The organism is Sphingobium cupriresistens LL01, assembly GCF_001046645.1.
Taxonomy (GTDB): domain Bacteria; phylum Pseudomonadota; class Alphaproteobacteria; order Sphingomonadales; family Sphingomonadaceae; genus Sphingobium; species Sphingobium cupriresistens.
On the sequence record NZ_KQ130435.1, the window covers coordinates 332,144 to 355,072 of the forward strand.

Here is a 22,929-nt window from a genome sequence, read left to right on the forward strand (position 1 = left end):
CAGACAGGATGAGTCGATGATGGAAGGCGAAGGCTGGCGGTGCCTGTGGGACGCCAAGGCGATATTGGGCGAAAGCACGGTCTGGGACGATCGGGACGGCTGCATCTACTGGGTCGATATCGAAGCCCCCAGCATCAACTGGTTTCATCTCGACAGCGGCCGCACGGGACGCTGGGACGCGCCGGCCTGGATCAGCGCGATCGCGCCGCGCGCCAGCGGCGGCTTCGTTGCCTCCTGTGCCGACGGCTTTGCCCATGTCGATCCCCACAAACAGATTTATGCGCCGTTCATCCATCCGATACCCAACCCCAAGATCGCCCGGCTCAACGATGGCGTCACCGATCGCAAGGGACGGTACTGGTCCGGTTCGTGCGATTCCAGCCAGTGGGACGAAAGCACGACCACCGATGACAAGGAAAGCACGCTCGGCAAACTCGACGTGCGCAACACCGGCGAACTCTATCGCCTGGACGCCGATGGCGGCGTCAGCACGCAGGAACGCAATATCGTCACTGCCAATGGGCCGGCTTTCAGTCCCGATGGTCGGACCGCCTATGTGAACGACTCCATGCCGCTGGTCAGTTGGGCCTATGACGTCGCCGACGATGGCACGCTATCGAACCGCCGCGACTTCCTGAACTTCAAGCCGCAAGACGGCTATCCCGACGGAATGGCTGTCGATGTCGAAGGCTGCATCTGGATGGCCTTTTACGAAAGCTGGGTGTTGCGCCGCTTTGCGCCGGACGCGACATTGCTGGAGGAACGACGGCTGCCGGTGCGGCGCGGTCTTCGCCCTGCCTTTGGAGGCAGCGACCATGAGCGGCTCTTCCTCATCACTGGATCGCAGGGCTTTTCAGCCGCGACATTTGCCGAACAGCCGCTCGCCGGCGGCCTATTCGAAATTCTCGCTCCCCCCGCGCCAGGCGTCCCTAATTCCCTTTATGCCGGGTAGACGGAAACCACGCTTCATGATGCTGTCTTTCCCTTATGATTTTGCTAAGGGACGCCATGGCACACGCAGATAATGGCCGAACGCGCATTTTGGACTCGGCCGCGACAGTCCTCCGTCAAAAGGGGCTGGCGGGCGCGAAACTCAGTGAGATCGCCAAGGGCGCCGGGATGCTGGCGCCCAGCATCTATCATCATTTCCCTTCCAAGGACCATCTGGTCGAAGATGTGATGATGGAAGGAATTTACCGCAACAGCCGCCACATCGTCGCCCGTGTCGAGGTGTTGGGACTCGAAGCGTCTCCCTTGGTGCGCCTGCGCGCCGCGATCGTGGCCCATATCGACTTCCTTTTGTCGGGCGACGATTATTCCTCCGCCGTAGCGCGCGTGTTCGACGATTTGCCGGATGAAATGCGTCGACGGGTTTTGGCCGCCTATTCCAGCTTCGACAATTATTGGCGCGACCTCATCGTCGCTGCGCAGGCAGACGGCAGCGCCAGCGCCGCACTGGACCCAACCGTGGTCAGGAAATTTCTGATCGCGATGCTCGATTCCAGTTCATCCTGGTATCGGCCAGGCAAGTTGGGACCAGCGCAAATCGCCGAGCAGGCAGCCGACCTTTTGCTACATGGATTCGCCAGCGGGACCGTCTAGGACAAGCATGGGAAGGGGAGAATTCATCCCCCCCTCCCTATTGCCTGTCAGGCGGCCACCGTTTCCGCAGCGGTTGACTTGGCACCGGGCAGTTTGACCCGCGGCGCCACTTCCTTGGCGATCAGTTCCAGCGAGTTCCACCAGGGCGTGGGATCATCATAATAGTCATGCGATTCGACCTGTAGCGTGCCCCAGCCGCCGGTCGCCTCGAACAGTGTGTTGAGCTTGTCGACGACCGTATCGGGCGATCCGACCACAAAGACGTTATCCACCAGGAATTCCAGGTCGGCGTCGGCCGGATCGATGCCCGCGTCCTTGGCAAAGCCGTCCATCATGCCGAACCGATGCCAGATCGGGATCAAATATTTGTTGAAGCAATAGCCGATCGGCCCTTCCATCACGAGCCGCTTGGCTTCCGCATCGGTATCGGCGCAGAATACGGTCTGCGATACCGCATGACGCTGGCGGATGGGGGTGAAGCCCGCCTTGGTATTGGCTTCCGCGTAAATCTCCCAATGACGCTTGAGCGCATCAAGCCCTGAGTAGATCGAGACGGGCTTGAAGTTCTTTTCGCCGGCGAGTTTCATCGACGGGGAGTTGGCGCTGAACCCGGTGACGGCGATCTCCGGGAACGCGCCGTTATAGGGCGCGAAATTCGCGAGCATGTGCTGCTCATCGTCCTCGGTTTCCGCAGGCGCCTCTTCGGGATAGCCCGCGTCCCAATATTTGCCTTCGAAGAAGAAGGGCTCGCGCTTCCAGATCTTCTCCATGATGCTCAGCGACTCGCGGACCATATCGTTCAGCATCTGCGGTTCGGCATCCTTGATGCCATGGATATAGGATGCTTGCGGATAAGCGCCCGCGCCGATACCCAGAAAATAGCGGCCTTCCAGAATCTGCGAGAGCCAGCCGACCATGATGGCCAGTTTTGCGGGATGCTGGTGCGGTAGAATATGCGCCATTGGCGCGAATTTGATCTGGCTCGTCTGCAGCGCCGCGGCGGCCATGATCAGTTCGGGGTTGGGGATATTTTCCCATATCTGCGACGCATGTTCGGAGATCATCATGGAGGTGAAGCCCGCCTTGTCGCAGGCTACGCTATTTTGGACACCCCATTCGAAAGTCTGCCTCGCGGTACGTCCTGGACGCATATAGGGGTGAAAGATAAGGCCGGTTTCCATCGCCATGAAAGTCTCTCCTTGAGCGTCTGTCGCGTCATGCCGTTTTTGACCGTCTTGGCGCGGCGTCGGCAGGACCTGTCTAATGACGATTAGGGAATAATCGCATCGACCAATTTAAGTCAAGTGTAAATGCGTTCTTGGCTTGTCGGGAGGTGTCCCCGGCGCAAAATTCGCCGGAGCGCGTCATTCAGACCCTGAAATTCGAGAAAAGTTGAATTTTCTGATATTTCATGCAAGCTGGCGAACGCATAGGTCGCCTTTCGGACTCACGACATCTCCATGCAGGCAGTCAAAAATATTACACTTGTTTTAGGATATTGCGATGGCGAACGTGGACATTGAAATGAGCGCCCCGCTGACCATCGAAGCCATGGACGGAAAAACGCGCCTGATTCTGGCGGGGGAGCAGCTTTTCGCCCAAAATGGCATCAATGGTGCGTCCATGCGGGAGATTGCGACGAAAGCGGGCCAAGGCAATCATGCTGCCGTGCAATATCATTTCGGATCGCGCGAAGGCTTGGTACGCGCCATTTTCGACTATCGCATGGAGCAGATGGAGGCGGAACGCGGCGCCATGCTCCAGCGCGCCAGGACAACCGGCAGCCTCAAGGATGCGCGGACCATCCTCGAAATCATCCTGCTACCACAGCTTCATCTGCACGACGCCGACGGCAACCACTCCTATGCGAGCTTCCTGAGCCAATATCTGCTGCAAAGCCGATCGCCAGAGTTTGGCGACTTTAGCGGATCGGAACCGCCCCATTTGACCGAAGCACTACAGTTGATGCGCGAGCGCGTCGATTACCTCCCCCCCTATGTGGCGCAACGACGGCTGATCAGCGTCAGTCTCATGTTCCTCAATATCTTGATGCGACATCATGGCACGGATGAAGCCGGTTTTGGGGAATCCTTTCCCAATGCGCTGGAAGACACGATGGAACAGATTGTCGGCAGCATGTGCATGCCACTTCGACTGGCTTCGCCGCGATGCTGTGGATAAGCGCCGAGATTGACGGTCAAACTGCCGCAACAGGCTCGACCAAAACATATGCGACGAAATCCTGCGGCTCTGGTAGAACAGATTTGATCCGCTGGAGCATCGCGCTGGAAAGTGCGAACCTGTTTTCCGCTTAAAGCTCCAACCCGATCAGCGTCCCGCTGCCGATCCGGTCGACATGACGCTTGCCGTCAATCTCCAACCAGTCGGGCGTCACCTCCAGCCGGCGGCCGTTGATCGTGGTGCGCAGATGCTCCACCGCGATTCGGTTGCGCGCGACGATGCGCAGCACCGCCAGCCCGTCGCCCCGCGCCGCCATCATGCTGTAACGGTCGCCGCGCAGCAGGAAATGCCAGCTGCCGTCGGTCGGCTTCCATTCATTGCCGTCGATGATCTGGGTCGCCACCCCGTCGGGTGAGCCCAGCCGCACGCTGATCCGCGTCGCGCCATTGGTCCGGCGCGGCGGCGCGAAGATCAGGATCGGTTCGCCCTCCAGCGTTATCGGGATCGGCGTGTCGCGCAACAACCGCGATCCGCCGACGATAAGCTGCGGCAACTCGGCGGAAAAGGGCAGCCGGTCGCGCGCGAAATGGCGCTGGCGCACCACCGGATTGGCATGGAAGCTTTGCACCTGGGTCGCGGTCAAGCGCCCCTCCTCCACCAGCCCGTGGCAGGTCGGGCATAGCAAAGTCGCCCCCGGTCCGTCCGGCAATCCCAGATAGCGATAGATGGTGACGCCGCAACGCACGCAGGCGAAGCCGCAAGCGTGGCGGATTTCGGCGCGCTGCTCGGCCGTAAGATCCGGCAAAGACGGCATCACTCGCAAACCAACCATGGAAGACGACCCCTTATCCCGCCGTTCACCCCTTTGTGAACGGACGTTCCTGACATGGCGTCCTCTTGCGAATTGAGGCTCTGCGACCCCTCTTTAGTCACCCTATCGTTGAAATATATCGGCTCAAGTCAAGGGGCTGGACGAAATAGTCTATCTCTGCGGCAACAGATCGACGTTGCGCGCGGCGGCGATCGCGCGGATACGGTCGGGCCGCGGCATGTTCTTGATCGCGATTTCCGCCATGTCCCCGGCGCTGAACAGTTCGACATGGCCAACGCCGAAGACGCGCTGGCCCAGGCTCTGGGTGATGCGCACCGACCGTATACTGGACAGCGCAATCTCGGTCCGCTGCTTGGCCAGCAACCCGCGCTCCATCAACACGTCCCGCTCGCTCAGAGCCAGCCGCTCGCCCTTGCGCAGCACCCACCAGATCGCGATCGCGACGATGCCGACCACCGAAACCAGCAGCAACAGGAACAGGAAAGGATGCGCCCGGAACATCGCGGGATGCTCGTCATACAGCCAGGTATCGCTCACGCCGCCTCCGTCGCTATAGCCCGGCGACTTGACCATGGCTCGGTCGGGGCGTCAAGGCGCACGCTGTCCCACGGCGCCGTTCCATCTGGTTAACCGAAATTTTCCATAAGCGATGGTAAAGCGTCCGCTCCATTTGGGACGAATCATGGCACGCAATCTGTACGACGTCGGCGATCGCCACCCGGACGAGAGCGGCGCCTGGCTGAACGAGAAGCAGGAAACGCGCACGCGCGTCGTGCCGATCGGCCTTCTGCTAGTCGCGCTGGCGCTGGCGATCGCCGTGGCCCTGTTGCTGGCCAAGATCCTGCCCGCCCACGGCGAACCCATGAACGCGGACGCTGCGCCGATGACCATCACCGACCAGTTCGCGCTGTGCGACGACGCCAAGGGCGACGCCTGCGTCTTGTCCGCCAGCACTTATGCCTGGCGCGGCCGCCATTATCATATCGCCGACATCCATGTGCCCAGCGCGACCGACGCCCGCTGTCCGGCCGAAGCCGACCGCGCGCAGAGGGGCCGCGCCGCGCTGGCCGCGATGCTGAATGGCGGCGCGTTCGAAGCCCGGCCAGATACCGCCGACCCTGATCCGTCCGCCAGGTTGCTGCTCCGCGACGGCGTGTCGATCGGCCAGTTGATGATCCTCAAAGGCCACGCCAAAGCCTGGTCGCGCACCCCGATCGGCTGGTGCGCCGGCTGATCGCCGAACTGAACGGGAAATATGCCCTACCCCCCGCGCGCCCCGACCGCCGCCAGCACCTCGCCCGCCAGCCGCGCATAATCGGCGCAAGCGCGCTGCATGGCGGCCTCGGCCCCTTCGCCGCGCAAACGTCCGAAACAATGGCGGTTCTGCGCCGCGCGCATTTCGCGCAAACGCGCCTGCGCTTCCACCGCCAACCCCAGTTGCGGCCCGGCCCGCCGCCAGGCTTCCGCCGCGCTATAGATGCGGCGGCCCGGATGGATGCCCGGATCGCGCCCCGCCGCCACGCCCAGTCGGTGGACGCGCCCCGCCTCCACGATCAGGTCGGTCAGGAACAGGTCAAGTTCGCGCAAGCCATTGCCGATCAGCTTGGCGGGCATGGCGTCACGCCGCCTGCCCGCCGCTTGCGGACACACGCCCCAGGACATGCCGTTGGCCAGAAACGCCGCCGCCCGTTCGATCCGGGCCAACTGGCCCAGAAGCGCAGCGTGCGGGTCGATCAGTTCTCGTCGCCCATGCGCAGCGCGGCAATGAAGGCTTCCTGCGGGATCTGGACGCTGCCATATTCGCGCATCCGCTTCTTGCCTTCCTTCTGCTTGTCGAGCAGCTTCTTCTTGCGGCTGATGTCGCCGCCATAGCATTTCGCGGTCACGTCCTTGCGCATCGCGGCTATGGTTTCGCGCGCGATCACCTTGCCGCCGATCGCGGCCTGGATCGGGATTTTGAACAGATGGCGGGGAATCAGATCCTTGAGCCGTTCGCACATGCCGCGACCACGCGATTCGGCGGTGCCGCGATGGACGATCATGGACAGCGCATCGACCGGCTCTGAATTGACCATGATGCTCATCTTGACGAGATCGCCCTCGCGATAGCCGATCTGGTGATAGTCGAAGCTGGCATAGCCCCGGCTGATGCTTTTCAGGCGATCGTAGAAGTCGAACACCACTTCGTTGAGCGGCAGTTCATAAGTCACCTGCGCGCGGCCGCCAACATAGGTCAGGTTCTTCTGGATGCCGCGCCGGTCCTGGCAGAGTTTGAGGATCGAACCCAGATATTCGTCGGGGCAATAAATGATCGCCTCGATCCATGGCTCCTCGATCTCGTCGATCTTGGTGGGGTCGGGCATGTCGGCGGGATTGTGCAGTTCGATCTCGCCCGCGCCATAGGTCAACTGGATCTTGTACACCACCGACGGCGCGGTGGTGATGAGGTCCAGGTCATATTCGCGCGTCAGCCGCTCCTGGATGATCTCCAGATGGAGCAACCCCAGGAACCCACAGCGGAAGCCGAAGCCCAGCGCGGCGCTGCTTTCCATTTCGAAACTGAAGCTGGCGTCGTTCAGGCGCAGCTTGCTGATGGAGTCGCGCAGCTTGTCGAAATCATTGGCGTCGACCGGGAACAGGCCACAGAAGACCACCGGCTGCACTTCCTTGAAGCCCGGCAGCGGCACGCTCGCGCCATTTTTGACCGTGGTGATGGTGTCGCCGACGCGGGTCTGCGCGATTTCCTTGATCTGCGCGGTGATGAAACCGATTTCGCCCGCCGCCAGTTCGGGCAATTGCTCGATCTTGGGGCGCATACAGCCGACCCGGTCGATCAGATGTTCGGTGCCGCCGATCATGAACTTGATCGCCTGGCCCTTCCTGATTACGCCATTGACCACGCGGACCAGGATGACGACGCCCAGATAAGGGTCGTACCAGCTATCGACCAGCATCGCCTCCAGCGGGGCGTTGCGGTCCCCCTTGGGCGGGGGAATTTTGCGGACGATGGCTTCAAGGATTTCGTCGATACCGATACCCGACTTGGCCGACGCCAGCACGGCTTCGGACGCATCGAGGCCGATCACATCCTCGATTTCCTTGCGCACCTTTTCCGGTTCTGCGGCAGGCAGGTCGATCTTGTTGAGCACCGGCACGATCTCATGGTCATGTTCGATCGACTGATAGACATTGGCCAGCGTCTGCGCCTCCACGCCCTGCGCCGCGTCCACGACCAGCAGCGCGCCTTCGCACGCGGCGAGCGAGCGACTGACTTCATAGGCGAAGTCGACATGCCCCGGCGTGTCCATCAGGTTCAGTTCATAGGTCTGCCCATCCTTCGCGACATAATCAAGGCGCACCGTCTGCGCCTTGATGGTGATGCCGCGCTCTTTCTCAATGTCCATATTATCAAGGACTTGTGCGCTCATTTCGCGGTCGGTCAGGCCGCCCGTGCGCTGGATCAGGCGGTCGGCCAGCGTCGACTTGCCATGGTCGATATGGGCGATGATGGAAAAATTGCGAATATGGCTGAGATCGGTCATTGCGCGCCGATAGCAGCAGTTGCGCGCCCTGTCAGCAGGATCGCGCGCCAGGCCTGCATTCCATGACAATGACCGTCATAGACCGCCCGCATTGCTTGGAAGCATCCCTGCCCTGTGATAAGCTTTCGCAAAAGACGGGGCGCGCGACATTCTCTCTATCAAGCAACAAACGGGGTTCTTGAAATGCGTGGATTGAACAAGCTGACGGCGGCCATGGTCTGCCTGGCGATGGCGACGCCGCAGGCGATCGCGGCGGACAAGGGGTCGTCGGGTCGGCAGGCCCAAACCAAGAAGCAGATGGAAATTCCCCGCTGCACCAAGCGCCTGGGCACCGTCGCGATCGTCGAGCCCGACAATCAATGGTGGCGCGAACTGAACCTGGGCAGTCCGGAAGCGATCATCAAGTTGTTCGTGCAGCAATCGGGCTGTTTCGGCATCGTCAATCGCGGCCGCTCCATGGCGAGCCGCAATATGGAACGGGCTATGGCGGATTCCGGGGAACTGCAGGCTGGGTCGAATTTGGGCAAGGGCCAGGTCAAGGCGGCGGATTATTTCATTCAGCCCGATATCGTGACCACCAACAAGAATAGCGGCGGCAACGCCCTTGGCGGTCTGGTCGGCGGCTTCCTGGGCGGGCGCACCTTGGGCGCGCTGGCGGGCGGCATATCGATCAAGAAGAGCGAGGCCAATGTCATGCTGTCGGTCGTCAACGCCCGCACCACCGAGGAGGAGGTGATGGCCGAGGGCTATTTCCGCAAATCCGACCTCAGCTTCGGCGGTGGCGGCGGCCTTGGCTGGATGGGCGGCCTCGCCGCCGTCGGCGGCGGCGGCTATCAGAATACCGATATCGGCCAGGTGATCGTGCTGGCCTATCTGGACGCCTATACCAAGATGGTGACGCAGATGGGCGGCCTGCCCGAAAATGCGGCCGCCGCGGCGCCCGTCGCACAGTAAAGCTATAGGATTAAAAAGGGCGCGGCCGGCAACGGCTGCGCTTTTTGTGCTTCAACCCTGAATGGTCGCTGCGCTCGCTATCGCCAATCGGGCGTCGCGGCGGCGCTTCCACCAAGCGATGATGGCTTCGCCAGCGGGCCGCTCCACCAACCGGTTGATGACTGTGCCCAATGTCAGCGCCACGGCGAAGGCCGCGGCGAAGCCCAGCCAGGGACTATAGCCCGCCTTGGCGAATTCCAGCATGACGACGAAGCCGACATGCTGGTGGATCAGGTAGAAACTGTAGCTGATCCCACCCAGCCAGACGAGCGGGCGAAGGCTGAGGAAGCGCAGATGGCCGTGGATCAGCGCCAGGAAGGCGGCCATCAGCACACAACCCACGATCGTCACGTCCCATGTCTCCATGGTCGCGATAGACAGCAGCGCGAGCGCCGCATAGGGAGCCTGCTGCGCCAGAGTCCGCTGCCCCGACCAGAGGCGGTAGGCCAGCATCCCGATCACGAAGAAGGGCGTGTAGCGCAGCACCAGCAGCATGATGATCCGTTCCGGCATGTCCGGCCACAGCCAGAACAGCCAACGCACCGCCAGCCAGAGTGCCAGCACCGGCTCCAGCCGCCGAATGCCGACGAATTTCCAGATCGCGACCATGCAGAAATAAAAGGCGATCTCGACCGTCAGCGTCCAATAGGCGCCGTCCACCTCCGGCATGAAGGCGAAGCCCTGGAGCATGGTGAAATTGGCGAGGATCGCGACTGGTCCCACCAACAATTGCGTCGCCTGCGCCAGATATTCGATGCCCAGCGTCAGCAGCATCGCCACCAGATAGGCGGGATACAGACGGGCGAAGCGATTGACGACGAAATCGGCCACGGTGCGGATGCGATCGAGCGTGAAGAAGATCGCAAAACCGGAAATGGTGAAGAACAACAGGACGCGATAATTGCCGCCGGGAAAACTGAACGGCACATGCGCCGCTTGCGGAAACAGTTCGTGGAAGCGGGTGGAATAATGGAAGATCAACACGCACAGCGCCCCTATGCCGCGCAATGCGTCCATTTCCGTCAAGCGGCCACGACTACGCAGCGATCCGTCCATGCCGCCTCTTAGCAACAACGGAGCAATAAATCCGTTAAGATCGTGGTTAATGAGGGCAGCGAATGCGCTTTTCTTTGCTGCTTCCTTTCCAAAAGGCGTCGACAGGCTGCGCCACATCCTTCACCAGAGGTAAGCCAATCAGGATAGCGGCGTCTCCGCCACCCGTTTCAGGCCCTGCAATTGTTCTCCCAGCACCTGATCGACCATGGGCGCGATCTGGGCGGGACGGGTACGCAAATAGCCCCCGGCCACATAGGTCATGCGGACCGTCATTCCCTTGCCTGCCGGCGTGAGCACAAGGTCGAGCGTGCCGATCGCCGCATCGGTCTGCAAAGGTCCCAGCGCGCCGGACAGACGCAATTGCCGCCCCGGCACGACATAGATGACGCGGCCATGCTCGACCGAGCCGGCCGCGCCGGCCTTGGCCGGAATCGTCTCGCAGAAACAGCCGCCAGCATGGGCATCGATCGTCATATTCGCCGAATCGCCGCTATAGCTGTGGGCGTCGTTCCACCAGCGGCCGGGCGTCAGCAGCAGCGCATAGACGGCATCGGCGTCCGCCGCGATCTCGACTTCGCTTTCGATAACGAAACCGACGTCGCTGGTCACCATAACGACGGAATGGGCCGGCGCAGCCATCGCTGCACCAGCCCATCCCAATAATGTGATCATGCGCATGTCATGCCGTCCCCTCGTTCGAAGGGAGGAGTTTAGCTCAAGCCGGCTCGCCGTCCAATATGGCCGCGATCGCCGTGCTCACATCGCCCATGTCGGCCATGCCGTCCACCCGCGATACGATATCGCGCGCTTCGTATATCGGCAGGATCGGCGCGGTCTTGGCGCGATATTCGGCCATGCGGGTGCGCACCGTTTCCTCATTATCGTCCGGCCGACGCTTGAATTCGTGACCGCCGCATTTGTCGCACGTATCTTCGACCTTGGGCTTGTGGAACAGGTCATGATAGCCAGCGCCACAGGTTCCACAGGTGAAGCGGCCAGTGATGCGCTCGACCAGCGCGTCCTCATCCACTTCCAATTCGATCACATGATCGAGCGTGCGGCGGCGGTCCGACAGGATGGTGTCGAGCGAATGGGCCTGGGCCTCCGTCCGCGGATAGCCATCAAAAATGACGCCCGTCTCCGGCGCCAGCGCGTCGAGCGCCTCGCCGATGATGCCCGACACCACTTCATCGGGAACCAGCGCGCCCGATTCCATCAGCACCTTGGCCTGAAGCCCGACCGGCGTCCCCGCCTTCACCGCGGCGCGCAGCATGTCGCCCGTGGACAGTTGCACCATGCCGCGTTGCTCGACCAGCCGACTCGCCTGCGTTCCCTTGCCCGCCCCCGGCGGTCCAAGCAGAATGATGTTCATTGCGCGCATACTCCCCTGTTGTGCGCCCTTGTTTGTGGTCGCCTTAGCGCAGGCGACCCTTGAGCTTCGCCTTCTTGATCAGATCCCCATATTGGTGAGCGAGCAGATGGCTTTGAATCTGGGTCACGGTATCGACCGTAACATTGACGACGATCAACAGGCTAGTCCCACCAAGGTAGAAGGGAATGCCCGCCCGCGCGATGGCGAATTCCGGCACCAGGCAGATGAAGGCCAGATAGGCCGCGCCGATGACGGTGATGCGCGTCAGCACATAATCCAGATAATGTTCGGTGTTCTTGCCCGGACGGATGCCCGGAATAAAGCCGCCATTGCGCTTGAGATTATCGGCCGTCTCTTCCGGGTTGAACACCACGGCGGTGTAGAAGAAGCAGAAGAAGACGATGCCCAGGCCATAAAGCCCCATATAGACAGGGCTGCCATGCGACAGATACTGGTTCAGCGTCAGGACGAAATCGCCCCACTTGCTTTCGCCCGCGACCGTCTGCCCCGCGAACTGCGAAATGGTCAGCGGCATCAGCAGCAGCGACGACGCGAAGATCGGCGGGATGACGCCGGCGGTATTGACCTTGAGCGGCAGATGGCTGCGATCGGCCTGCATCAGGCCCTGGCGTGTCTGGCGCTTGGGATATTGGATCAGCACACGGCGCTGCGCCCGCTCCATGAAGCAGATCAGCAGGATCAGGCCCAGCGCCATCACCATGACGAACATGATGAGCAGGCCGGAAATCGACCCCTCGCTGCCCGATTTGAACAGGTTACTCAGCGTCACCGGCAACTGGGCGACGATGCCCGCCATGATGATGAGCGACACGCCGTTGCCGATCCCGCGCGAGGTGATCTGTTCACCCAGCCACATCAGGAACATGGTGCCACCGATCAGCGATACGACCGCCGTCAGGCGGAACAACACACCAGGCTCGATCACCGCCGCGACGCCCGACTGCGCGCCAAAGCTTTCCAGGCCAACGGCGATGAAATAGCCCTGTACCGCAGTCAGGCCGACCGTGCCGTAACGGGTATATTGGTTCAGTTTCTTGCGCCCGCTTTCGCCTTCCTTCTTGATCGCCGCGAGTTGCGGCGAGAGGCTGGCGCCCAGCTGCACCACGATCGAAGCGGTGATATAGGGCATCACGCCCAGCGCGATCAGGCTCATGCGCGACAGCGACCCACCCGAAAAGGTGTTGAAGATGTCGAGAATGCCGCCATTGGTCTGGCTGTAAAGCTGCGACAGCGCGGTCGGATCGACGCCGGGCAGCGGCACGAAGCTGAGGAAACGGAAGACGATCAAGGCGCCCAGCGTGAACCACAGGCGCTTCTTGAGGTCGGTCGCCTGGCTGAACTTTGCGAGGCTGAGATTGGATGCGAGCTGGTCGGCTCTCGATGCCATGGTGGCTGCCCTTCAAATCACTCTTGCCGGGGCATCAAGCCCCGGAGCGGAATCGCTCATCCCTTAGCGGGACGGGTTCAGCGTGTCGAACGGGGAGTTGCCGCCTGCGCGACAAATGGATTCCCCCCGATACGCATTACCCCGCCAACCCATATCGGGCAGCGGGGCCGTTGTTGCAAGTCTGGGCTTGCAAGTCTGCGACAGGCAGATCAGCCCTTATGGGCGGCCTTCTTGGCGGCCAGGGTGGCGCCCTTCTTGGCCTTCGCCTTGTCGGCGGCCGGAACGACTGCGATCACGTCGACCTTGCCACCGGCCTTCGCCACGGCGTCGATCGCGCTCTGCGACGCGCCGGCGACCAGGAAGCTGACCTTGGCTGTCAGTTCGCCCTTGGCCAGCAGACGGACGCCGTCCTTGCCACCGCGGGTCAGGTTGGCGGCGTTCAAAGCGGCCTGGTCGATGGTCGCGGCAGCGTCCAGCTTGCCGGCGTCGATCGCCTTCTGCACGGCGCCCAGGTTTACGATCGCATAGTCGTTCGCGAAGATGTTGTTGAAGCCGCGCTTCGGGATGCGCATGTGGAGCGGCATCTGGCCACCTTCGAAGCCATTGATGGCAACGCCGGAACGCGCCTTGGCGCCCTTCTGGCCGCGACCGGCGGTCTTGCCCTTGCCGGAACCGATGCCGCGTCCAACGCGCATGCGGCCCTTGCGGGCGCCATCATTGTCGCGGATGTCGTTCAGTTTGAAAGTCATATCGTGCACTCGCTTTCGCTTGGTTCGCGCGAGGCATGGTTGTCCTTGGACAATCATGCCGCCCCAGCGACGGCTGGGGCCGGGTTGATCTGGACGCACCCTTGCGGATGCAGCCAGCGATTGAGAACCGGGGGTTTCCTTTGGCAAGGACGCGCCATCCGGCATGAGATCCCAGCCTGTGCTGGGATTTTCAGAAGCGCGCCTGTAGCGCGCCTCTGAAAAAAACGAAAGAGGGGTCGCCCCCTCCTTCGCCTCTTTTCATCGGGTCGAAAGGCTCAGCCTTCGACGACCGCAACCATGTGCGGCAGCTTCTTGATCGCACCGCGGACTTCCGCCGTGTCTTCAAGCTCCACCACACGGTTCATCTTGCCAAGGCCCAGACCGACCAGAATCTTCTTCTGGTCGGCGGGACGGCGGATCGGCGAACCGATCTGCTTGATCTTGATCTTCGCCATATCAGTTACTCCGCAATCGCTTCGGCATCAGCCTGCGCGACGTCAGCGGATGCACCACCACGACGCAGAAGGTCGGCGACCTTCTTGCCGCGACGCTGCGCCACCGACTTGGGGCTGGTCTGTTCGACCAGCGCCGCGAAGGTCGCACGGATCATGTTATAGGGGTTCGACGTGCCGTTCGACTTGGTCACGACGTCAGCGACGCCGAGGCTTTCGAACACGGCGCGCATCGGACCGCCGGCGATGATGCCCGTACCGGCCGGGGCCGAACGAACCGTCACCTTGCCCGCACCGAAATGGCCCAGGCCATCATGATGCAGGGTGCGGCCTTCCTTCAGCGGAACGCGGACCATCGCCTTCTTGGCGGCGGCGGTCGCCTTGCTGATGGCTTCTGGCACTTCGCGCGCCTTGCCATGGCCAAAGCCTGCACGGCCCTTGCCATCGCCTACGACGACCAGCGCCGCGAAACCGAAGCGCTTGCCGCCCTTCACGGTCTTGGACACGCGGTTGATGTGGACCAGCTTCTCGATCAGTTCTTCGCCCTGATCTTCGTCGCGGTTGCCGCCACGACGATCATCGCGCCGACCACGGCCGCCGCGATCGCCACGGTTGCGATCATTGCCGCCGCCGCCGCGGTTGCCACGGCCACGGCCGGGACCACGACCCTCGGTCGGTGCTGTCGCTTCTGCGCCCTCGACGGGTGCGACGACTTCGTTGGTGTTTTCGTCAGCCATGATCAGAACTCCAGCCCGGCTTCACGAGCCGCGTCGGCCAGCGCCTTCACGCGGCCATGGAACAGGAAGCCACCACGGTCGAACACGACGCGGGTGACGCCGGCAGCGGTCGCCGCGGCGGCGACGCGCTTTCCGACATCGGCAGCCGCTTCCGAAGTGGCGCCGGTCTTGCCGCGCACGTCCTTGTCCAGGGTCGATGCGGCGGCAACGGTCTTGCCCTGCGCGTCATCGATGACCTGGGCGTAGATGTGACGGCCCGAACGGTGAACGCTGAGGCGCGGGCGGGTGCCCGAAACAGCCTTGAGCGCGGTGCGAACGCGGCGACGACGCCGCGCGAAGAGGGAAAGCTTTGCCATCTTACTTCTTCTTCCCTTCCTTGCGGAAGATGAATTCGCCGGCGTATTTGATACCCTTGCCCTTATAGGGTTCGGGCTTGCGCCAGCGACGGATTTCGGCCGCTACCTGACCGACCTGCTGCTTGTCGATGCCGCTGATCTCGACCGTGGTGTTATCCGGGGTCTTGATCTCGATCCCGTCGGGGATCGCGAAATCGACGTCATGGCTGTAGCCAAGCTGCAGCTTCAGGTTCTTGCCCTGCGAGTTGGCGCGGTAGCCGACGCCGGTGATGAGCAGCTTCTTGGAGAAGCCCTCGGTCACGCCGGTGATCAGGTTCTGCACCAGCGTCCGCTGCATACCCCAGAAGGCGCGCGCCTGCTTGGTCTTGTTGGCGGGCTGCACCGAAATGCCGTCATTTTCGAGCGTATAGCTGATCTCGTCGCGCATCTGCAGGGCCAGGGTGCCCTTGGGACCCTTGACCGACAGCTGCCCGCCTTCGATGGTCGCGGTCACCCCTGCAGGGATCGCAACCGGCTTTTTACCGATGCGGCTCATTAGAACACCTCCGCCAGCACTTCGCCGCCGACATTCTGTTCGCGCGCTTCGGCATCGGACAGAACGCCGCGAGGCGTGGAGACAATGGTGATGCCAAGGCCGTTGCGCACGATCGGCAGTTCCTTGGAACCCGAATAGACGCGGCGACCAGGCTTGGACACGCGGGCGACATGCTTGATCGCCGGCTGGCCTTCGAAATATTTCAGCTCGATGCGCAAGCCGGGATGGCTGCCAAGGGCTTCTTCGGAATAGCCACGGATGTAGCCTTCACGCTGAAGCACGTCGAGCACGCGGGCGCGCAGCTTGGACGCCGGGGACATAACGCTGTCCTTCTTCGCCTGCTGCCCGTTGCGGATGCGGGTGAGCATATCACCCAAGGGATCGGTCAATGCCATGAGATGATATCCTTACCAGCTCGACTTGGTGACGCCGGGGATCAGGCCCTTGTTGGCCAGATCGCGCAGCTGAATACGGCAGAGCCGGAACTTGCGGTAATAGGCGCGCGGACGGCCGGTCATCTCGCAGCGGTTCCGAACGCGGGTCGGGTTGCCGTTGCGGGGAATTTCCGCCATCTTCAGACGCGCCATCAAACGGTCGCTATCGTCTGCGCTGGTATCGTTCGCGATCGTCTTGAGCTTCGCATAACGGCCGGCATATTTCTTGACCAGCTTCTTGCGGCGCTCATTCTTGTTGATCGAACTCAGTTTCGCCATGACTTAAGTTCTCTTCCTTAGCTTTAGCGTTGGGAGAGAAGCGGGGCCTAAATTAGGCCGCCTGCTTCTCTTCTTCCTGCGGGAAGGGGAAGCCGAAGAGGCGCAGCAGTTCGCGCGCTTCGTCGTCCGTCTTCGCGGTGGTGGTCACGATGATGTCCATGCCGCGCACCTTGTCGACACGGTCATAGCTGATCTCAGGGAAGATGATCTGCTCCTTGATGCCGAAGGCATAGTTGCCACGGCCATCGAAGCTCTTCGGGTTGAGACCACGGAAATCGCGGACGCGGGGCAGAGCGATGTTGATCATGCGGTCCAGGAATTCATACATGCGCTCGCGGCGCAGCGTGACCTTGGCGCCGATGGGCATGCCTTCACGCAGCTTGAACTGCGCGATCGACTTCTTCGCCTTGGTGATGACCGGCTTCTGGCCGGCGATCAGTTCCATTTCCTCGGCGGCCTGCGTGACCTTCTTCTTGTCCTGGGTCGCTTCGCCCACGCCCATGTTGAGCGTGATCTTGTCGATCTTGGGGACTTCCATGACGTTCTTGTAACCGAACTTCTCGGTCATCGCCTTGGCGATTTCAGCGTCATACTGCGCCTTGGAGCGCGGGATATATTTGTCGCTCATTACAGCACCTCACCGGACTTGACGGCGACGCGGACCTTCTTGCCGTCGCGGTCCTCGAAACGAACGCGGGTCGGCTTGCCATCCTTGTCAGCGACAGCGACATTCGAAATGTGCAGCGGCGCAGGCTTGCGCTCGATGCCGCCCTGAGGGTTCGCCTGATCGGGCTTGCGATGCTTGGCATGGACGTTGATGCCTTCGACAAGAACCTTGTCGTCCTTGGGCATCACCGCGAGGACGGCGCCGGTACGGCCCTTGTCCTTGCCAGCCAGGACGACGATCTTGTCGCCCTTCTTGATCTTAGCAGCGCTCATTACAGCACCTCTGGAGCAAGGCTGATGATCTTCATGTGCTTCTTGGCGCGCAGTTCGCGAACGACCGGGCCAAAGATACGAGTGCCGATCGGCTCCTCGTTCTTGTTGATCAGCACAGCGGCGTTGCCGTCGAAGCGGATGACCGAACCGTCTGCACGGCGGATATCCTTGGCGGTACGCACGATGACGGCGCGATGCACGTCACCCTTCTTCACCTTGCCACGCGGCGCGGCTTCCTTGATCGAGACGACGATGATGTCGCCAACGCCCGCGAAGCGACGCTTCGAGCCGCCCAGCACCTTGATGCACTGGACGCGCTTGGCGCCGCTGTTGTCAGCGACGTCAAGATTGGATTGCATCTGGATCATAGATCCGGTTCCTTCTCATTTGGCCTACCGGGGTTATTCCCGGCGGTTCCGAATTTCGTGCCTAGAGCCCGGTGACTCTACGCGAAGCGCGGGCCTGTAACCCTTTCCGAAGGAAAAGGCCAGCCCCGCGTCGCATTTAGAGTCAAAGGCTCAGCGAGCCGTCCCTCAGGACGCCGTTTCCGGCGACTTGTGGGTGTCCACGCGCTCGATGACCTTCCAGGTCTTGAGCTTGGAAATCGGGGCGGTCTCTTCGATTCGGACCGTCTCGCCTTCCTTGTAGACATTGCCCTCGTCATGGGCGTGATACTTCTTCGAACGGCGGATGATCTTGCCGTAGAGCGCATGTTTCACCTTGCGCTCCACGCGAACGACCACCGTCTTGTCGGTCTTGTCGGAAACCACAGTTCCCGTCAGCACGCGCTTGGGCATCGTGTGGTTCCTTTACTTGGCAGCGGAGCTGTTACGCTCCGTCTGCAGGGTCTTGATCTGCGCGATCGACCGACGGACTTCCTTGACGCGGCTGGGCTTTTCCAGCTGGTTGGTGGCCGCCTGGAAACGCAGATTGAACTGCTCGCGCTTCAGGTTGTTCAGTTCGGTCGACAGTTCGTCGTCCGTCTTGGTCTTCAGGTCTGCAACATTCGCCATGTGCTTAACCCTCCAGATGCGAGGTGTCGCCGAGGCGGGCAACGACCTTGGTCTTGATGGGCAGCTTCATCGCGGCGCGCGAGAAGGCCTCTGCTGCGAGCGGACCGGGCACGCCGTCCAGTTCGAACAGGATGCGACCCGGCTTCACGCGGGCGGCCCAATATTCGACCGAACCCTTGCCCTTGCCCTGACGGACTTCGGCAGGCTTCTTCGACACTGGAACGTCGGGGAAGATGCGGATCCACAACCGGCCCTGACGGCGGATATGGCGGGTGATCGCGCGGCGGGCCGCTTCGATCTGGCGCGCGGTGACGCGCTCTGGTTCCATGGCCTTGAGACCATAGGAACCGAAGTTCAGAGCCGAGCCACCCTTGGCATCGCCCTTGATCCGACCCTTGAAGGTCTTGCGGAACTTCATTTTCTTCGGTTGCAGCATGACGCTATTACCTTCTTATCTTCAACGCGCCGGGCGCACGCCGGAGGTTTGAGCCTCCAGCATCAGCCGGTCGGTCGCGAACGGATCATGGCCGAGAATCTCGCCCTTGAAGATCCAGACCTTGATGCCGCAAACGCCATAGGCGGTATGCGCCGTGGCTTCGGCATAGTCGACGTTCGCACGCAGCGTGTGCAGCGGAACGCGACCTTCGCGATACCATTCGACGCGCGCGATCTCTGCGCCGCCCAGACGGCCGCCGCAGGTGATCTTGATGCCTTCGGCGCCCAGACGCAGGGCCGACTGCACCGCACGCTTCATGGCGCGACGGAATGCCACGCGGCGTTCCAGCTGATCGGCGATGCCCTGTGCGACGAGCTTGGAATCGACTTCCGGCTTGCGGATCTCGACGATGTTCAGCGACACGTCGGACGAGGTCAGCGCGCCCAGCTTCTTGCGAAGCTTTTCGATGTCCGCACCCTTCTTGCCGATGATGACGCCCGGACGGGCGGCATAGATCGACACGCGGCACAGCTTGGCCGGACGCTCGATCACGACCTTGGAGATCGCGGCCTGCGGCAGCGTCTTGAAGATGAACTGGCGGATCTTGAGATCCTCCAGCAGAAGGCGACCATAGTCGGCGCCTTCGGCGAACCAGCGGCTGTCCCAGGTACGGTTGATCTGGAGACGCAGACCGATCGGATTGCTCTTGTGACCCATGTGCTTACGCCTCCGCTTCTTCGCCAGCTTCACGCACGACAATGCGCACGCGGCTGTAGGGCTTGAGGATACGGGTCGACTTGCCGCGGCCGCGAGCGTGGAAGCGCTTCAGGGTGAAGGCCTTGCCCACCGATGCTTCCGCGACGACCAGCGAATCGACGTCGAGATTATGGTTGTTTTCCGCGTTGGCGATGGCCGAAGCCAGCACCTTGCGCACGTCGACAGCCATCGCCTTCTTGGAGAAGGCGAGGATGTTCAGCGCGTCCTCGACCTTGCGGCCGCGGATCAGCGTCGCGACCAGGTTCAGCTTCTGGGCCGAACCACGGATCTGCGTGCCAACGGCCAGCGCCTCATTGTCGGCGACGCGACGGGGAGCTTTTTCCTTGCTCATCAGCGCTTGCCCTTCTTGTCGGCGGCATGGCCGGGGAAGAAGCGGGTCGGGGCGAATTCACCCAGCTTATGACCCACCATATCCTCGTTCACGGACACCGGAACATGCTTGCGGCCGTTATAGACGCTGAACGTCAGGCCAACGAACTGGGGCAGGATGGTGGAACGACGCGACCAGGTCTTGATCGGGGCGCGGCCACCGGCGTCCTGCGCCGTTTCTGCCTTCTTTAGAAGGCTGAGGTCCACGAAAGGACCTTTCCAGACGGAACGAGCCATCGCGGATTACCTCTTCTTCTTGGCGTGACGCGACCGGATGATCATCTTGTCGGTCGACTTGTTGTGACGAGTGCGAGCACCCTTGGTCGGCTTGCCCCATGGGGTAACCGGATGACGGCCGCCCGAAGTCCGGCCTTCACCACCACCATGAGGGTGATCGACCGGGTTCTTGGCGACGCCGCGGGTCAGCGGGCGGATGCCGTTCCAACGGTTGCGGCCTGCCTTGGCCAGGTTGGTGTTGCCATTGTCCGGGTTGCTGACGGCGCCGATGGTGCCCATGCAGTCCGAACGGATGTAGCGCTGCTCGCCCGAAGACAAACGCACCATCACCATGCCGCGATCGCGACCGACCAGCTGGGCGTAAGTACCCGCCGAACGGCAGAGTTGACCGCCCTTGCCCGGCTTCATCTCGATGTTGTGGATGATCGTGCCGACCGGCATCTGACCCAGTTCCATCGCGTTGCCCGGCTTCACGTCGGTCTTCTTGGCCGCGATGACCTTGTCACCGGGGGCAAGACGCTGCGGCGCCAATATATAGTTCTGGGTGCCGTCGGGATAGTTGACCAGCGCGATGAACGCGGTGCGGTTGGGGTCATATTCCAGACGCTCGACCGTACCTTCGACATCCCACAAGCGACGCTTGAAGTCGATGATGCGATAGCGCTGCTTGTGACCGCCACCGATCCCGCGCGAGGTCACATGACCCTTGTTGTTGCGGCCACCGGTCTTGCGCTTGCCTTCGGTCAGCGCCTTGACGGGCTTGCCCTTGTGCAGGCTGGACTTGTCGACCAGGATCAGGCCGCGGCGAGCGGGGCTCGTCGGGTTATAATGCTTCAGAGCCATCTCAGCGGACTCCCTCGGTGATATCGATCGACTGGCCTTCGGCCAGGCGGACGATCGCCTTCTTCACGTCCGAACGCTTGTAGGGCTTGCCCTTCCAGCGCTTCGTCTTGCCCTTCGTGACCAGCGTGTTGACGCTCTTGACGTCCACACCCCAGATCGCCTCGACAGCGGCCTTGATCTCAGGCTTGGAGGCAGTGCCCGCCACCTTGAAGACCACGGCGTTGTTTTCGCTGAGAAGGGTCGACTTCTCGGTGATGTGCGGCGCGACAACGACGTCATAATGACGGTTGTCGACGGTTCCGGCTTGCTTTTTAGCCATTGAAACGAGCCTCCAGCTTTTCGACCGCGGCGCGGGTGAGCACCAGCGAGTCGGCTTTCAGGATGTCATAGACATTGGCGCCAACGGCGGGGAGCAGGTCCACGCCGATGATGTTCGCCGAAGCCTTCGCGAAGCTGACGTTCACCGCGTCGCCGTCGATGAACAGCACCTTGGTGAGGTTCAGCTTGGCAAGGCTGGCGACCAGCGCCTTGGTCTTGCCGTCGGCGACGTCCAAGCTGTCGATGATCGTGAGCGTGCCGCTCTTGACCTTCGACGACAGCGCCATCTTCAGACCCAGCGCGCGAACCTTCTTGTTCAGCGAGGGGTTGAAGTCGCGGACGCGGGCGCCGTGCGCCTTACCACCACCGATGAACACCGGCGCGCGGCGATCGCCGTGACGGGCGGTGCCGCCGCCCTTCTGGCGGCCGAACTTCTTGCCGGTGCGGGCGACGTCGCTACGCTCGCGGGTGCCGCGGGCGGTGCCGCGACGCTTTTCGAGCTGCCAGGTGACGACGCGGTGCAGGATGTCGGCGCGGGGCTCGATACCGAACACGGCGTCGTTAAGCTCCAGATCGCCAGCTTCCGCTGCGTCGAGGGTCTGTACCTTGACCTTCATGGTTTAGCCCTCCTGGCCTTCGGTCGCTTCGGGAGCCGCGGCGTCTTCCGCCGGGGTGTTCGCCGGAGCGTCGTTGCTGTTGTCAGCCTTCTTCAGGCTGGCGGGATAGGGAACGTCGGCCGGACGAGGAACCTTGACGGAATCCTTGATGGTCAACCAGGTGCCCTTGGCACCCGGAACGCTGCCCTTTACGAAGATCAGACCACGCTCGACGTCCGTGCGGACGATTTCGAGATTCTGCTGGGTCCGCTCGCGGTCGCCCATGTGACCGGCCATCTTCTTGTTCTTGAAGACGCGGCCCGGATCCTGGCGGTTGCCGGTCGAACCATGCGCACGGTGGCTGATGGACACGCCGTGGGTGGCGCGCATACCGCCGAAGCCCCAGCGCTTCATGGCGCCGGCAAAGCCCTTGCCCTGCGTGTGACCCGACACGTCGACCAGCTGGCCGTCGATGAAATGGTCAGCGGCGATTTCAGCGCCGACGTCGAGGAGCGCATCCTCGGCGACGCGGAATTCGACCAGGCGAGCCTTGGGCTCGACCTCCGCCTTGGCGAAGTGGCCACGCTGCGGCTTGGCGACATTCTTCACCTTGGCGACACCGGCGCCGAGCTGAACGGCGATATAGCCGTCGCTGTCGACATCCTTGCGCGCCACGACCTGATTGCCCTCAAGGGCCAAAACCGTAACCGGAATATGACGTCCGTCCTCTTGGAACAGACGGGTCATCCCGACTTTCTTAGCGATCACGCCTGTGCGCATCACTTGTTACTCCCATAGAGGCCCGCAGCTCCAGTCATTCTGGGCAACGGGCGTATCCAACGAAAAAACCGCTCAGGATTTCTCCTTCGCGGC

The 22,929-nt window shown here is 62.0% G+C and carries 34 protein-coding genes; 5 read left to right on the plus strand and 29 right to left on the minus strand.

Features of this window, described 5'->3' with window-relative positions:
- Positions 1-16 precede the first annotated feature (16 nt).
- Together V473_RS14625 and V473_RS14630 are read left to right on the plus strand one after the other, a co-directional pair.
- Positions 17-952 (plus strand): SMP-30/gluconolactonase/LRE family protein, encoded by a 936-nt coding sequence (locus V473_RS14625; RefSeq protein WP_066606414.1) that lies wholly within the window; start codon positions 17-19, stop codon positions 950-952.
- 56 nt (positions 953-1,008) lie between these two features.
- Entirely contained in the window at positions 1,009-1,602 is a 594-nt protein-coding gene (locus V473_RS14630) for a TetR/AcrR family transcriptional regulator (RefSeq protein ID WP_066606416.1), read from the plus strand.
- Positions 1,603-1,649: 47 nt separating this feature from the next.
- On the opposite strand, the gene V473_RS14635 is transcribed toward V473_RS14630, so the two are convergent.
- Positions 1,650-2,789 carry an LLM class flavin-dependent oxidoreductase gene (locus V473_RS14635; protein ID WP_066606420.1) on the minus strand — a complete coding sequence of 380 codons (1,140 nt, stop codon included), beginning with the start codon at positions 2,787-2,789 and terminating at the stop codon, positions 1,650-1,652.
- A 316-nt stretch (positions 2,790-3,105) separates the two neighbouring features.
- Here V473_RS14635 and V473_RS14640 point away from each other — a divergent pair, with 316 nt between their 5' ends.
- Entirely contained in the window at positions 3,106-3,783 is a 678-nt protein-coding gene (locus tag V473_RS14640) for a TetR/AcrR family transcriptional regulator (protein WP_066606422.1), read from the plus strand.
- A 130-nt stretch (positions 3,784-3,913) separates the two neighbouring features.
- Here V473_RS14640 and V473_RS14645 read toward each other — a convergent pair whose 3' ends face one another.
- Together V473_RS14645 and V473_RS14650 are read right to left on the minus strand one after the other, a co-directional pair.
- Positions 3,914-4,597 (minus strand): hypothetical protein, encoded by a 684-nt coding sequence (locus V473_RS14645; protein ID WP_201785538.1) that lies wholly within the window; start codon positions 4,595-4,597, stop codon positions 3,914-3,916.
- 168 nt (positions 4,598-4,765) lie between these two features.
- A complete protein-coding gene (locus V473_RS14650; protein WP_066607437.1) occupies positions 4,766-5,152 on the minus strand; it encodes a PH domain-containing protein in 387 nt (128 codons plus the stop codon).
- A 145-nt stretch (positions 5,153-5,297) separates the two neighbouring features.
- Between V473_RS14650 and V473_RS14655 the strand changes: the two genes are divergently transcribed.
- Positions 5,298-5,849: a nuclease gene (locus tag V473_RS14655; protein WP_066606427.1), complete on the plus strand. Its 552-nt coding sequence runs from the start codon at positions 5,298-5,300 to the stop codon at positions 5,847-5,849.
- A gap of 26 nt (positions 5,850-5,875) precedes the next feature.
- Here V473_RS14655 and V473_RS14660 read toward each other — a convergent pair whose 3' ends face one another.
- Positions 5,876-6,319 carry a hypothetical protein gene (locus V473_RS14660; RefSeq protein WP_242496118.1) on the minus strand — a complete coding sequence of 148 codons (444 nt, stop codon included), beginning with the start codon at positions 6,317-6,319 and terminating at the stop codon, positions 5,876-5,878.
- A gap of 29 nt (positions 6,320-6,348) precedes the next feature.
- A complete protein-coding gene (gene lepA / locus V473_RS14665; protein WP_066606429.1) occupies positions 6,349-8,157 on the minus strand; it encodes a translation elongation factor 4 in 1,809 nt (602 codons plus the stop codon).
- A gap of 183 nt (positions 8,158-8,340) precedes the next feature.
- On the opposite strand from lepA, the gene V473_RS14670 reads away from it, so the two are divergent.
- The gene (locus tag V473_RS14670) at positions 8,341-9,111 is read left to right on the plus strand and encodes a CsgG/HfaB family protein (RefSeq protein ID WP_066606434.1); all 771 of its coding nucleotides are present in this window, start codon (positions 8,341-8,343) and stop codon (positions 9,109-9,111) included.
- A 51-nt stretch (positions 9,112-9,162) separates the two neighbouring features.
- Here V473_RS14670 and V473_RS14675 read toward each other — a convergent pair whose 3' ends face one another.
- The 24 genes from V473_RS14675 to rplC all read right to left on the minus strand — a co-directional run bounded on the left by V473_RS14675 (position 9,163) and on the right by rplC (position 22,836).
- Positions 9,163-10,206 carry an acyltransferase family protein gene (locus tag V473_RS14675; protein WP_066606439.1) on the minus strand — a complete coding sequence of 348 codons (1,044 nt, stop codon included), beginning with the start codon at positions 10,204-10,206 and terminating at the stop codon, positions 9,163-9,165.
- Between the two features lie 138 nt (positions 10,207-10,344).
- Positions 10,345-10,878, minus strand: coding sequence for an SRPBCC family protein (locus V473_RS14680; protein ID WP_330219421.1), 534 nt, complete (start codon positions 10,876-10,878; stop codon positions 10,345-10,347).
- Positions 10,879-10,921: 43 nt separating this feature from the next.
- Positions 10,922-11,578: an adenylate kinase gene (locus tag V473_RS14685; RefSeq protein WP_066606444.1), complete on the minus strand. Its 657-nt coding sequence runs from the start codon at positions 11,576-11,578 to the stop codon at positions 10,922-10,924.
- A 43-nt stretch (positions 11,579-11,621) separates the two neighbouring features.
- Complete coding sequence (gene secY / locus V473_RS14690) at positions 11,622-12,986, minus strand: preprotein translocase subunit SecY (RefSeq protein ID WP_066606448.1); 1,365 nt, start codon at positions 12,984-12,986, stop codon at positions 11,622-11,624.
- Positions 12,987-13,195: 209 nt separating this feature from the next.
- Positions 13,196-13,735, minus strand: coding sequence for a 50S ribosomal protein L15 (gene rplO / locus V473_RS14695; protein ID WP_066606450.1), 540 nt, complete (start codon positions 13,733-13,735; stop codon positions 13,196-13,198).
- A gap of 275 nt (positions 13,736-14,010) precedes the next feature.
- On the minus strand, positions 14,011-14,190 hold the full coding sequence (rpmD, locus tag V473_RS14700; RefSeq protein WP_066606451.1) for a 50S ribosomal protein L30: 180 nt from the start codon (positions 14,188-14,190) through the stop codon (positions 14,011-14,013).
- Positions 14,191-14,195: 5 nt separating this feature from the next.
- A complete protein-coding gene (rpsE, locus tag V473_RS14705; protein WP_082679150.1) occupies positions 14,196-14,924 on the minus strand; it encodes a 30S ribosomal protein S5 in 729 nt (242 codons plus the stop codon).
- 2 nt (positions 14,925-14,926) lie between these two features.
- A complete protein-coding gene (gene rplR / locus V473_RS14710; RefSeq protein WP_066606453.1) occupies positions 14,927-15,280 on the minus strand; it encodes a 50S ribosomal protein L18 in 354 nt (117 codons plus the stop codon).
- 1 nt (position 15,281) lies between these two features.
- Entirely contained in the window at positions 15,282-15,815 is a 534-nt protein-coding gene (gene rplF, locus V473_RS14715) for a 50S ribosomal protein L6 (protein WP_066606456.1), read from the minus strand.
- Positions 15,815-16,210 (minus strand): 30S ribosomal protein S8, encoded by a 396-nt coding sequence (rpsH, locus tag V473_RS14720; protein WP_066606458.1) that lies wholly within the window; start codon positions 16,208-16,210, stop codon positions 15,815-15,817. Before rpsH ends, rplF begins: the two co-directional genes overlap by 1 nt.
- A 12-nt stretch (positions 16,211-16,222) precedes the next feature.
- Positions 16,223-16,528: a 30S ribosomal protein S14 gene (rpsN, locus tag V473_RS14725; protein WP_066606461.1), complete on the minus strand. Its 306-nt coding sequence runs from the start codon at positions 16,526-16,528 to the stop codon at positions 16,223-16,225.
- A 52-nt stretch (positions 16,529-16,580) separates the two neighbouring features.
- A complete protein-coding gene (gene rplE / locus V473_RS14730) occupies positions 16,581-17,156 on the minus strand; it encodes a 50S ribosomal protein L5 (protein WP_066606463.1) in 576 nt (191 codons plus the stop codon).
- Complete coding sequence (gene rplX / locus V473_RS14735; protein ID WP_066606466.1) at positions 17,156-17,467, minus strand: 50S ribosomal protein L24; 312 nt, start codon at positions 17,465-17,467, stop codon at positions 17,156-17,158. The genes rplE and rplX overlap by 1 nt, the downstream gene beginning before the upstream one ends.
- On the minus strand, positions 17,467-17,835 hold the full coding sequence (gene rplN / locus V473_RS14740) for a 50S ribosomal protein L14 (protein ID WP_056691686.1): 369 nt from the start codon (positions 17,833-17,835) through the stop codon (positions 17,467-17,469). The genes rplX and rplN overlap by 1 nt, the downstream gene beginning before the upstream one ends.
- A gap of 165 nt (positions 17,836-18,000) precedes the next feature.
- A complete protein-coding gene (gene rpsQ / locus V473_RS14745; RefSeq protein ID WP_066606468.1) occupies positions 18,001-18,264 on the minus strand; it encodes a 30S ribosomal protein S17 in 264 nt (87 codons plus the stop codon).
- 12 nt (positions 18,265-18,276) lie between these two features.
- Complete coding sequence (rpmC, locus tag V473_RS14750) at positions 18,277-18,480, minus strand: 50S ribosomal protein L29 (protein ID WP_056691689.1); 204 nt, start codon at positions 18,478-18,480, stop codon at positions 18,277-18,279.
- Positions 18,481-18,484: 4 nt separating this feature from the next.
- Entirely contained in the window at positions 18,485-18,916 is a 432-nt protein-coding gene (gene rplP, locus V473_RS14755; protein WP_056691692.1) for a 50S ribosomal protein L16, read from the minus strand.
- Between the two features lie 21 nt (positions 18,917-18,937).
- Positions 18,938-19,633: a 30S ribosomal protein S3 gene (gene rpsC, locus V473_RS14760; RefSeq protein ID WP_066607441.1), complete on the minus strand. Its 696-nt coding sequence runs from the start codon at positions 19,631-19,633 to the stop codon at positions 18,938-18,940.
- A gap of 4 nt (positions 19,634-19,637) precedes the next feature.
- Entirely contained in the window at positions 19,638-20,024 is a 387-nt protein-coding gene (rplV, locus tag V473_RS14765; RefSeq protein ID WP_066606469.1) for a 50S ribosomal protein L22, read from the minus strand.
- The gene (gene rpsS / locus V473_RS14770; protein WP_066606472.1) at positions 20,024-20,299 is read right to left on the minus strand and encodes a 30S ribosomal protein S19; all 276 of its coding nucleotides are present in this window, start codon (positions 20,297-20,299) and stop codon (positions 20,024-20,026) included. Before rpsS ends, rplV begins: the two co-directional genes overlap by 1 nt.
- Before the next feature lie 6 nt (positions 20,300-20,305).
- Entirely contained in the window at positions 20,306-21,142 is an 837-nt protein-coding gene (gene rplB, locus V473_RS14775; protein ID WP_066606476.1) for a 50S ribosomal protein L2, read from the minus strand.
- Between the two features lies 1 nt (position 21,143).
- Complete coding sequence (locus tag V473_RS14780) at positions 21,144-21,461, minus strand: 50S ribosomal protein L23 (RefSeq protein ID WP_066606478.1); 318 nt, start codon at positions 21,459-21,461, stop codon at positions 21,144-21,146.
- On the minus strand, positions 21,454-22,077 hold the full coding sequence (gene rplD, locus V473_RS14785) for a 50S ribosomal protein L4 (protein WP_066606481.1): 624 nt from the start codon (positions 22,075-22,077) through the stop codon (positions 21,454-21,456). The genes V473_RS14780 and rplD overlap by 8 nt, the downstream gene beginning before the upstream one ends.
- A gap of 3 nt (positions 22,078-22,080) precedes the next feature.
- Positions 22,081-22,836, minus strand: coding sequence for a 50S ribosomal protein L3 (gene rplC, locus V473_RS14790; protein ID WP_066606487.1), 756 nt, complete (start codon positions 22,834-22,836; stop codon positions 22,081-22,083).
- Positions 22,837-22,929: the final 93 nt, after the last annotated feature.

Coding starts and splice junctions, on each gene's coding strand:
- V473_RS14625 (WP_066606414.1), top strand. CDS start 17: ATGATGGAAGGCGAAGGCTGGCGGTGCCTGTGGGACGCCAAGGCGATA.
- V473_RS14630 (WP_066606416.1), top strand. CDS start 1,009: ATGGCACACGCAGATAATGGCCGAACGCGCATTTTGGACTCGGCCGCG.
- V473_RS14635 (WP_066606420.1), bottom strand. CDS start 2,789: ATGGCGATGGAAACCGGCCTTATCTTTCACCCCTATATGCGTCCAGGA.
- V473_RS14640 (WP_066606422.1), top strand. CDS start 3,106: ATGGCGAACGTGGACATTGAAATGAGCGCCCCGCTGACCATCGAAGCC.
- V473_RS14645 (WP_201785538.1), bottom strand. CDS start 4,597: ATGCCGTCTTTGCCGGATCTTACGGCCGAGCAGCGCGCCGAAATCCGC.
- V473_RS14655 (WP_066606427.1), top strand. CDS start 5,298: ATGGCACGCAATCTGTACGACGTCGGCGATCGCCACCCGGACGAGAGC.
- lepA (WP_066606429.1), bottom strand. CDS start 8,157: ATGACCGATCTCAGCCATATTCGCAATTTTTCCATCATCGCCCATATC.
- V473_RS14670 (WP_066606434.1), top strand. CDS start 8,341: ATGCGTGGATTGAACAAGCTGACGGCGGCCATGGTCTGCCTGGCGATG.
- V473_RS14675 (WP_066606439.1), bottom strand. CDS start 10,206: ATGGACGGATCGCTGCGTAGTCGTGGCCGCTTGACGGAAATGGACGCA.
- V473_RS14680 (WP_330219421.1), bottom strand. CDS start 10,878: ATGATCACATTATTGGGATGGGCTGGTGCAGCGATGGCTGCGCCGGCC.
- V473_RS14685 (WP_066606444.1), bottom strand. CDS start 11,578: ATGAACATCATTCTGCTTGGACCGCCGGGGGCGGGCAAGGGAACGCAG.
- secY (WP_066606448.1), bottom strand. CDS start 12,986: ATGGCATCGAGAGCCGACCAGCTCGCATCCAATCTCAGCCTCGCAAAG.
- rplO (WP_066606450.1), bottom strand. CDS start 13,735: ATGACTTTCAAACTGAACGACATCCGCGACAATGATGGCGCCCGCAAG.
- rpmD (WP_066606451.1), bottom strand. CDS start 14,190: ATGGCGAAGATCAAGATCAAGCAGATCGGTTCGCCGATCCGCCGTCCC.
- rpsE (WP_082679150.1), bottom strand. CDS start 14,924: ATGGCTGACGAAAACACCAACGAAGTCGTCGCACCCGTCGAGGGCGCA.
- rplR (WP_066606453.1), bottom strand. CDS start 15,280: ATGGCAAAGCTTTCCCTCTTCGCGCGGCGTCGTCGCCGCGTTCGCACC.
- rplF (WP_066606456.1), bottom strand. CDS start 15,815: ATGAGCCGCATCGGTAAAAAGCCGGTTGCGATCCCTGCAGGGGTGACC.
- rpsH (WP_066606458.1), bottom strand. CDS start 16,210: ATGGCATTGACCGATCCCTTGGGTGATATGCTCACCCGCATCCGCAAC.
- rpsN (WP_066606461.1), bottom strand. CDS start 16,528: ATGGCGAAACTGAGTTCGATCAACAAGAATGAGCGCCGCAAGAAGCTG.
- rplE (WP_066606463.1), bottom strand. CDS start 17,156: ATGAGCGACAAATATATCCCGCGCTCCAAGGCGCAGTATGACGCTGAA.
- rplX (WP_066606466.1), bottom strand. CDS start 17,467: ATGAGCGCTGCTAAGATCAAGAAGGGCGACAAGATCGTCGTCCTGGCT.
- rplN (WP_056691686.1), bottom strand. CDS start 17,835: ATGATCCAGATGCAATCCAATCTTGACGTCGCTGACAACAGCGGCGCC.
- rpsQ (WP_066606468.1), bottom strand. CDS start 18,264: ATGCCCAAGCGCGTGCTGACGGGAACTGTGGTTTCCGACAAGACCGAC.
- rpmC (WP_056691689.1), bottom strand. CDS start 18,480: ATGGCGAATGTTGCAGACCTGAAGACCAAGACGGACGACGAACTGTCG.
- rplP (WP_056691692.1), bottom strand. CDS start 18,916: ATGCTGCAACCGAAGAAAATGAAGTTCCGCAAGACCTTCAAGGGTCGG.
- rpsC (WP_066607441.1), bottom strand. CDS start 19,633: ATGGGTCACAAGAGCAATCCGATCGGTCTGCGTCTCCAGATCAACCGT.
- rplV (WP_066606469.1), bottom strand. CDS start 20,024: ATGAGCAAGGAAAAAGCTCCCCGTCGCGTCGCCGACAATGAGGCGCTG.
- rpsS (WP_066606472.1), bottom strand. CDS start 20,299: ATGGCTCGTTCCGTCTGGAAAGGTCCTTTCGTGGACCTCAGCCTTCTA.
- rplB (WP_066606476.1), bottom strand. CDS start 21,142: ATGGCTCTGAAGCATTATAACCCGACGAGCCCCGCTCGCCGCGGCCTG.
- V473_RS14780 (WP_066606478.1), bottom strand. CDS start 21,461: ATGGCTAAAAAGCAAGCCGGAACCGTCGACAACCGTCATTATGACGTC.
- rplD (WP_066606481.1), bottom strand. CDS start 22,077: ATGAAGGTCAAGGTACAGACCCTCGACGCAGCGGAAGCTGGCGATCTG.
- rplC (WP_066606487.1), bottom strand. CDS start 22,836: ATGCGCACAGGCGTGATCGCTAAGAAAGTCGGGATGACCCGTCTGTTC.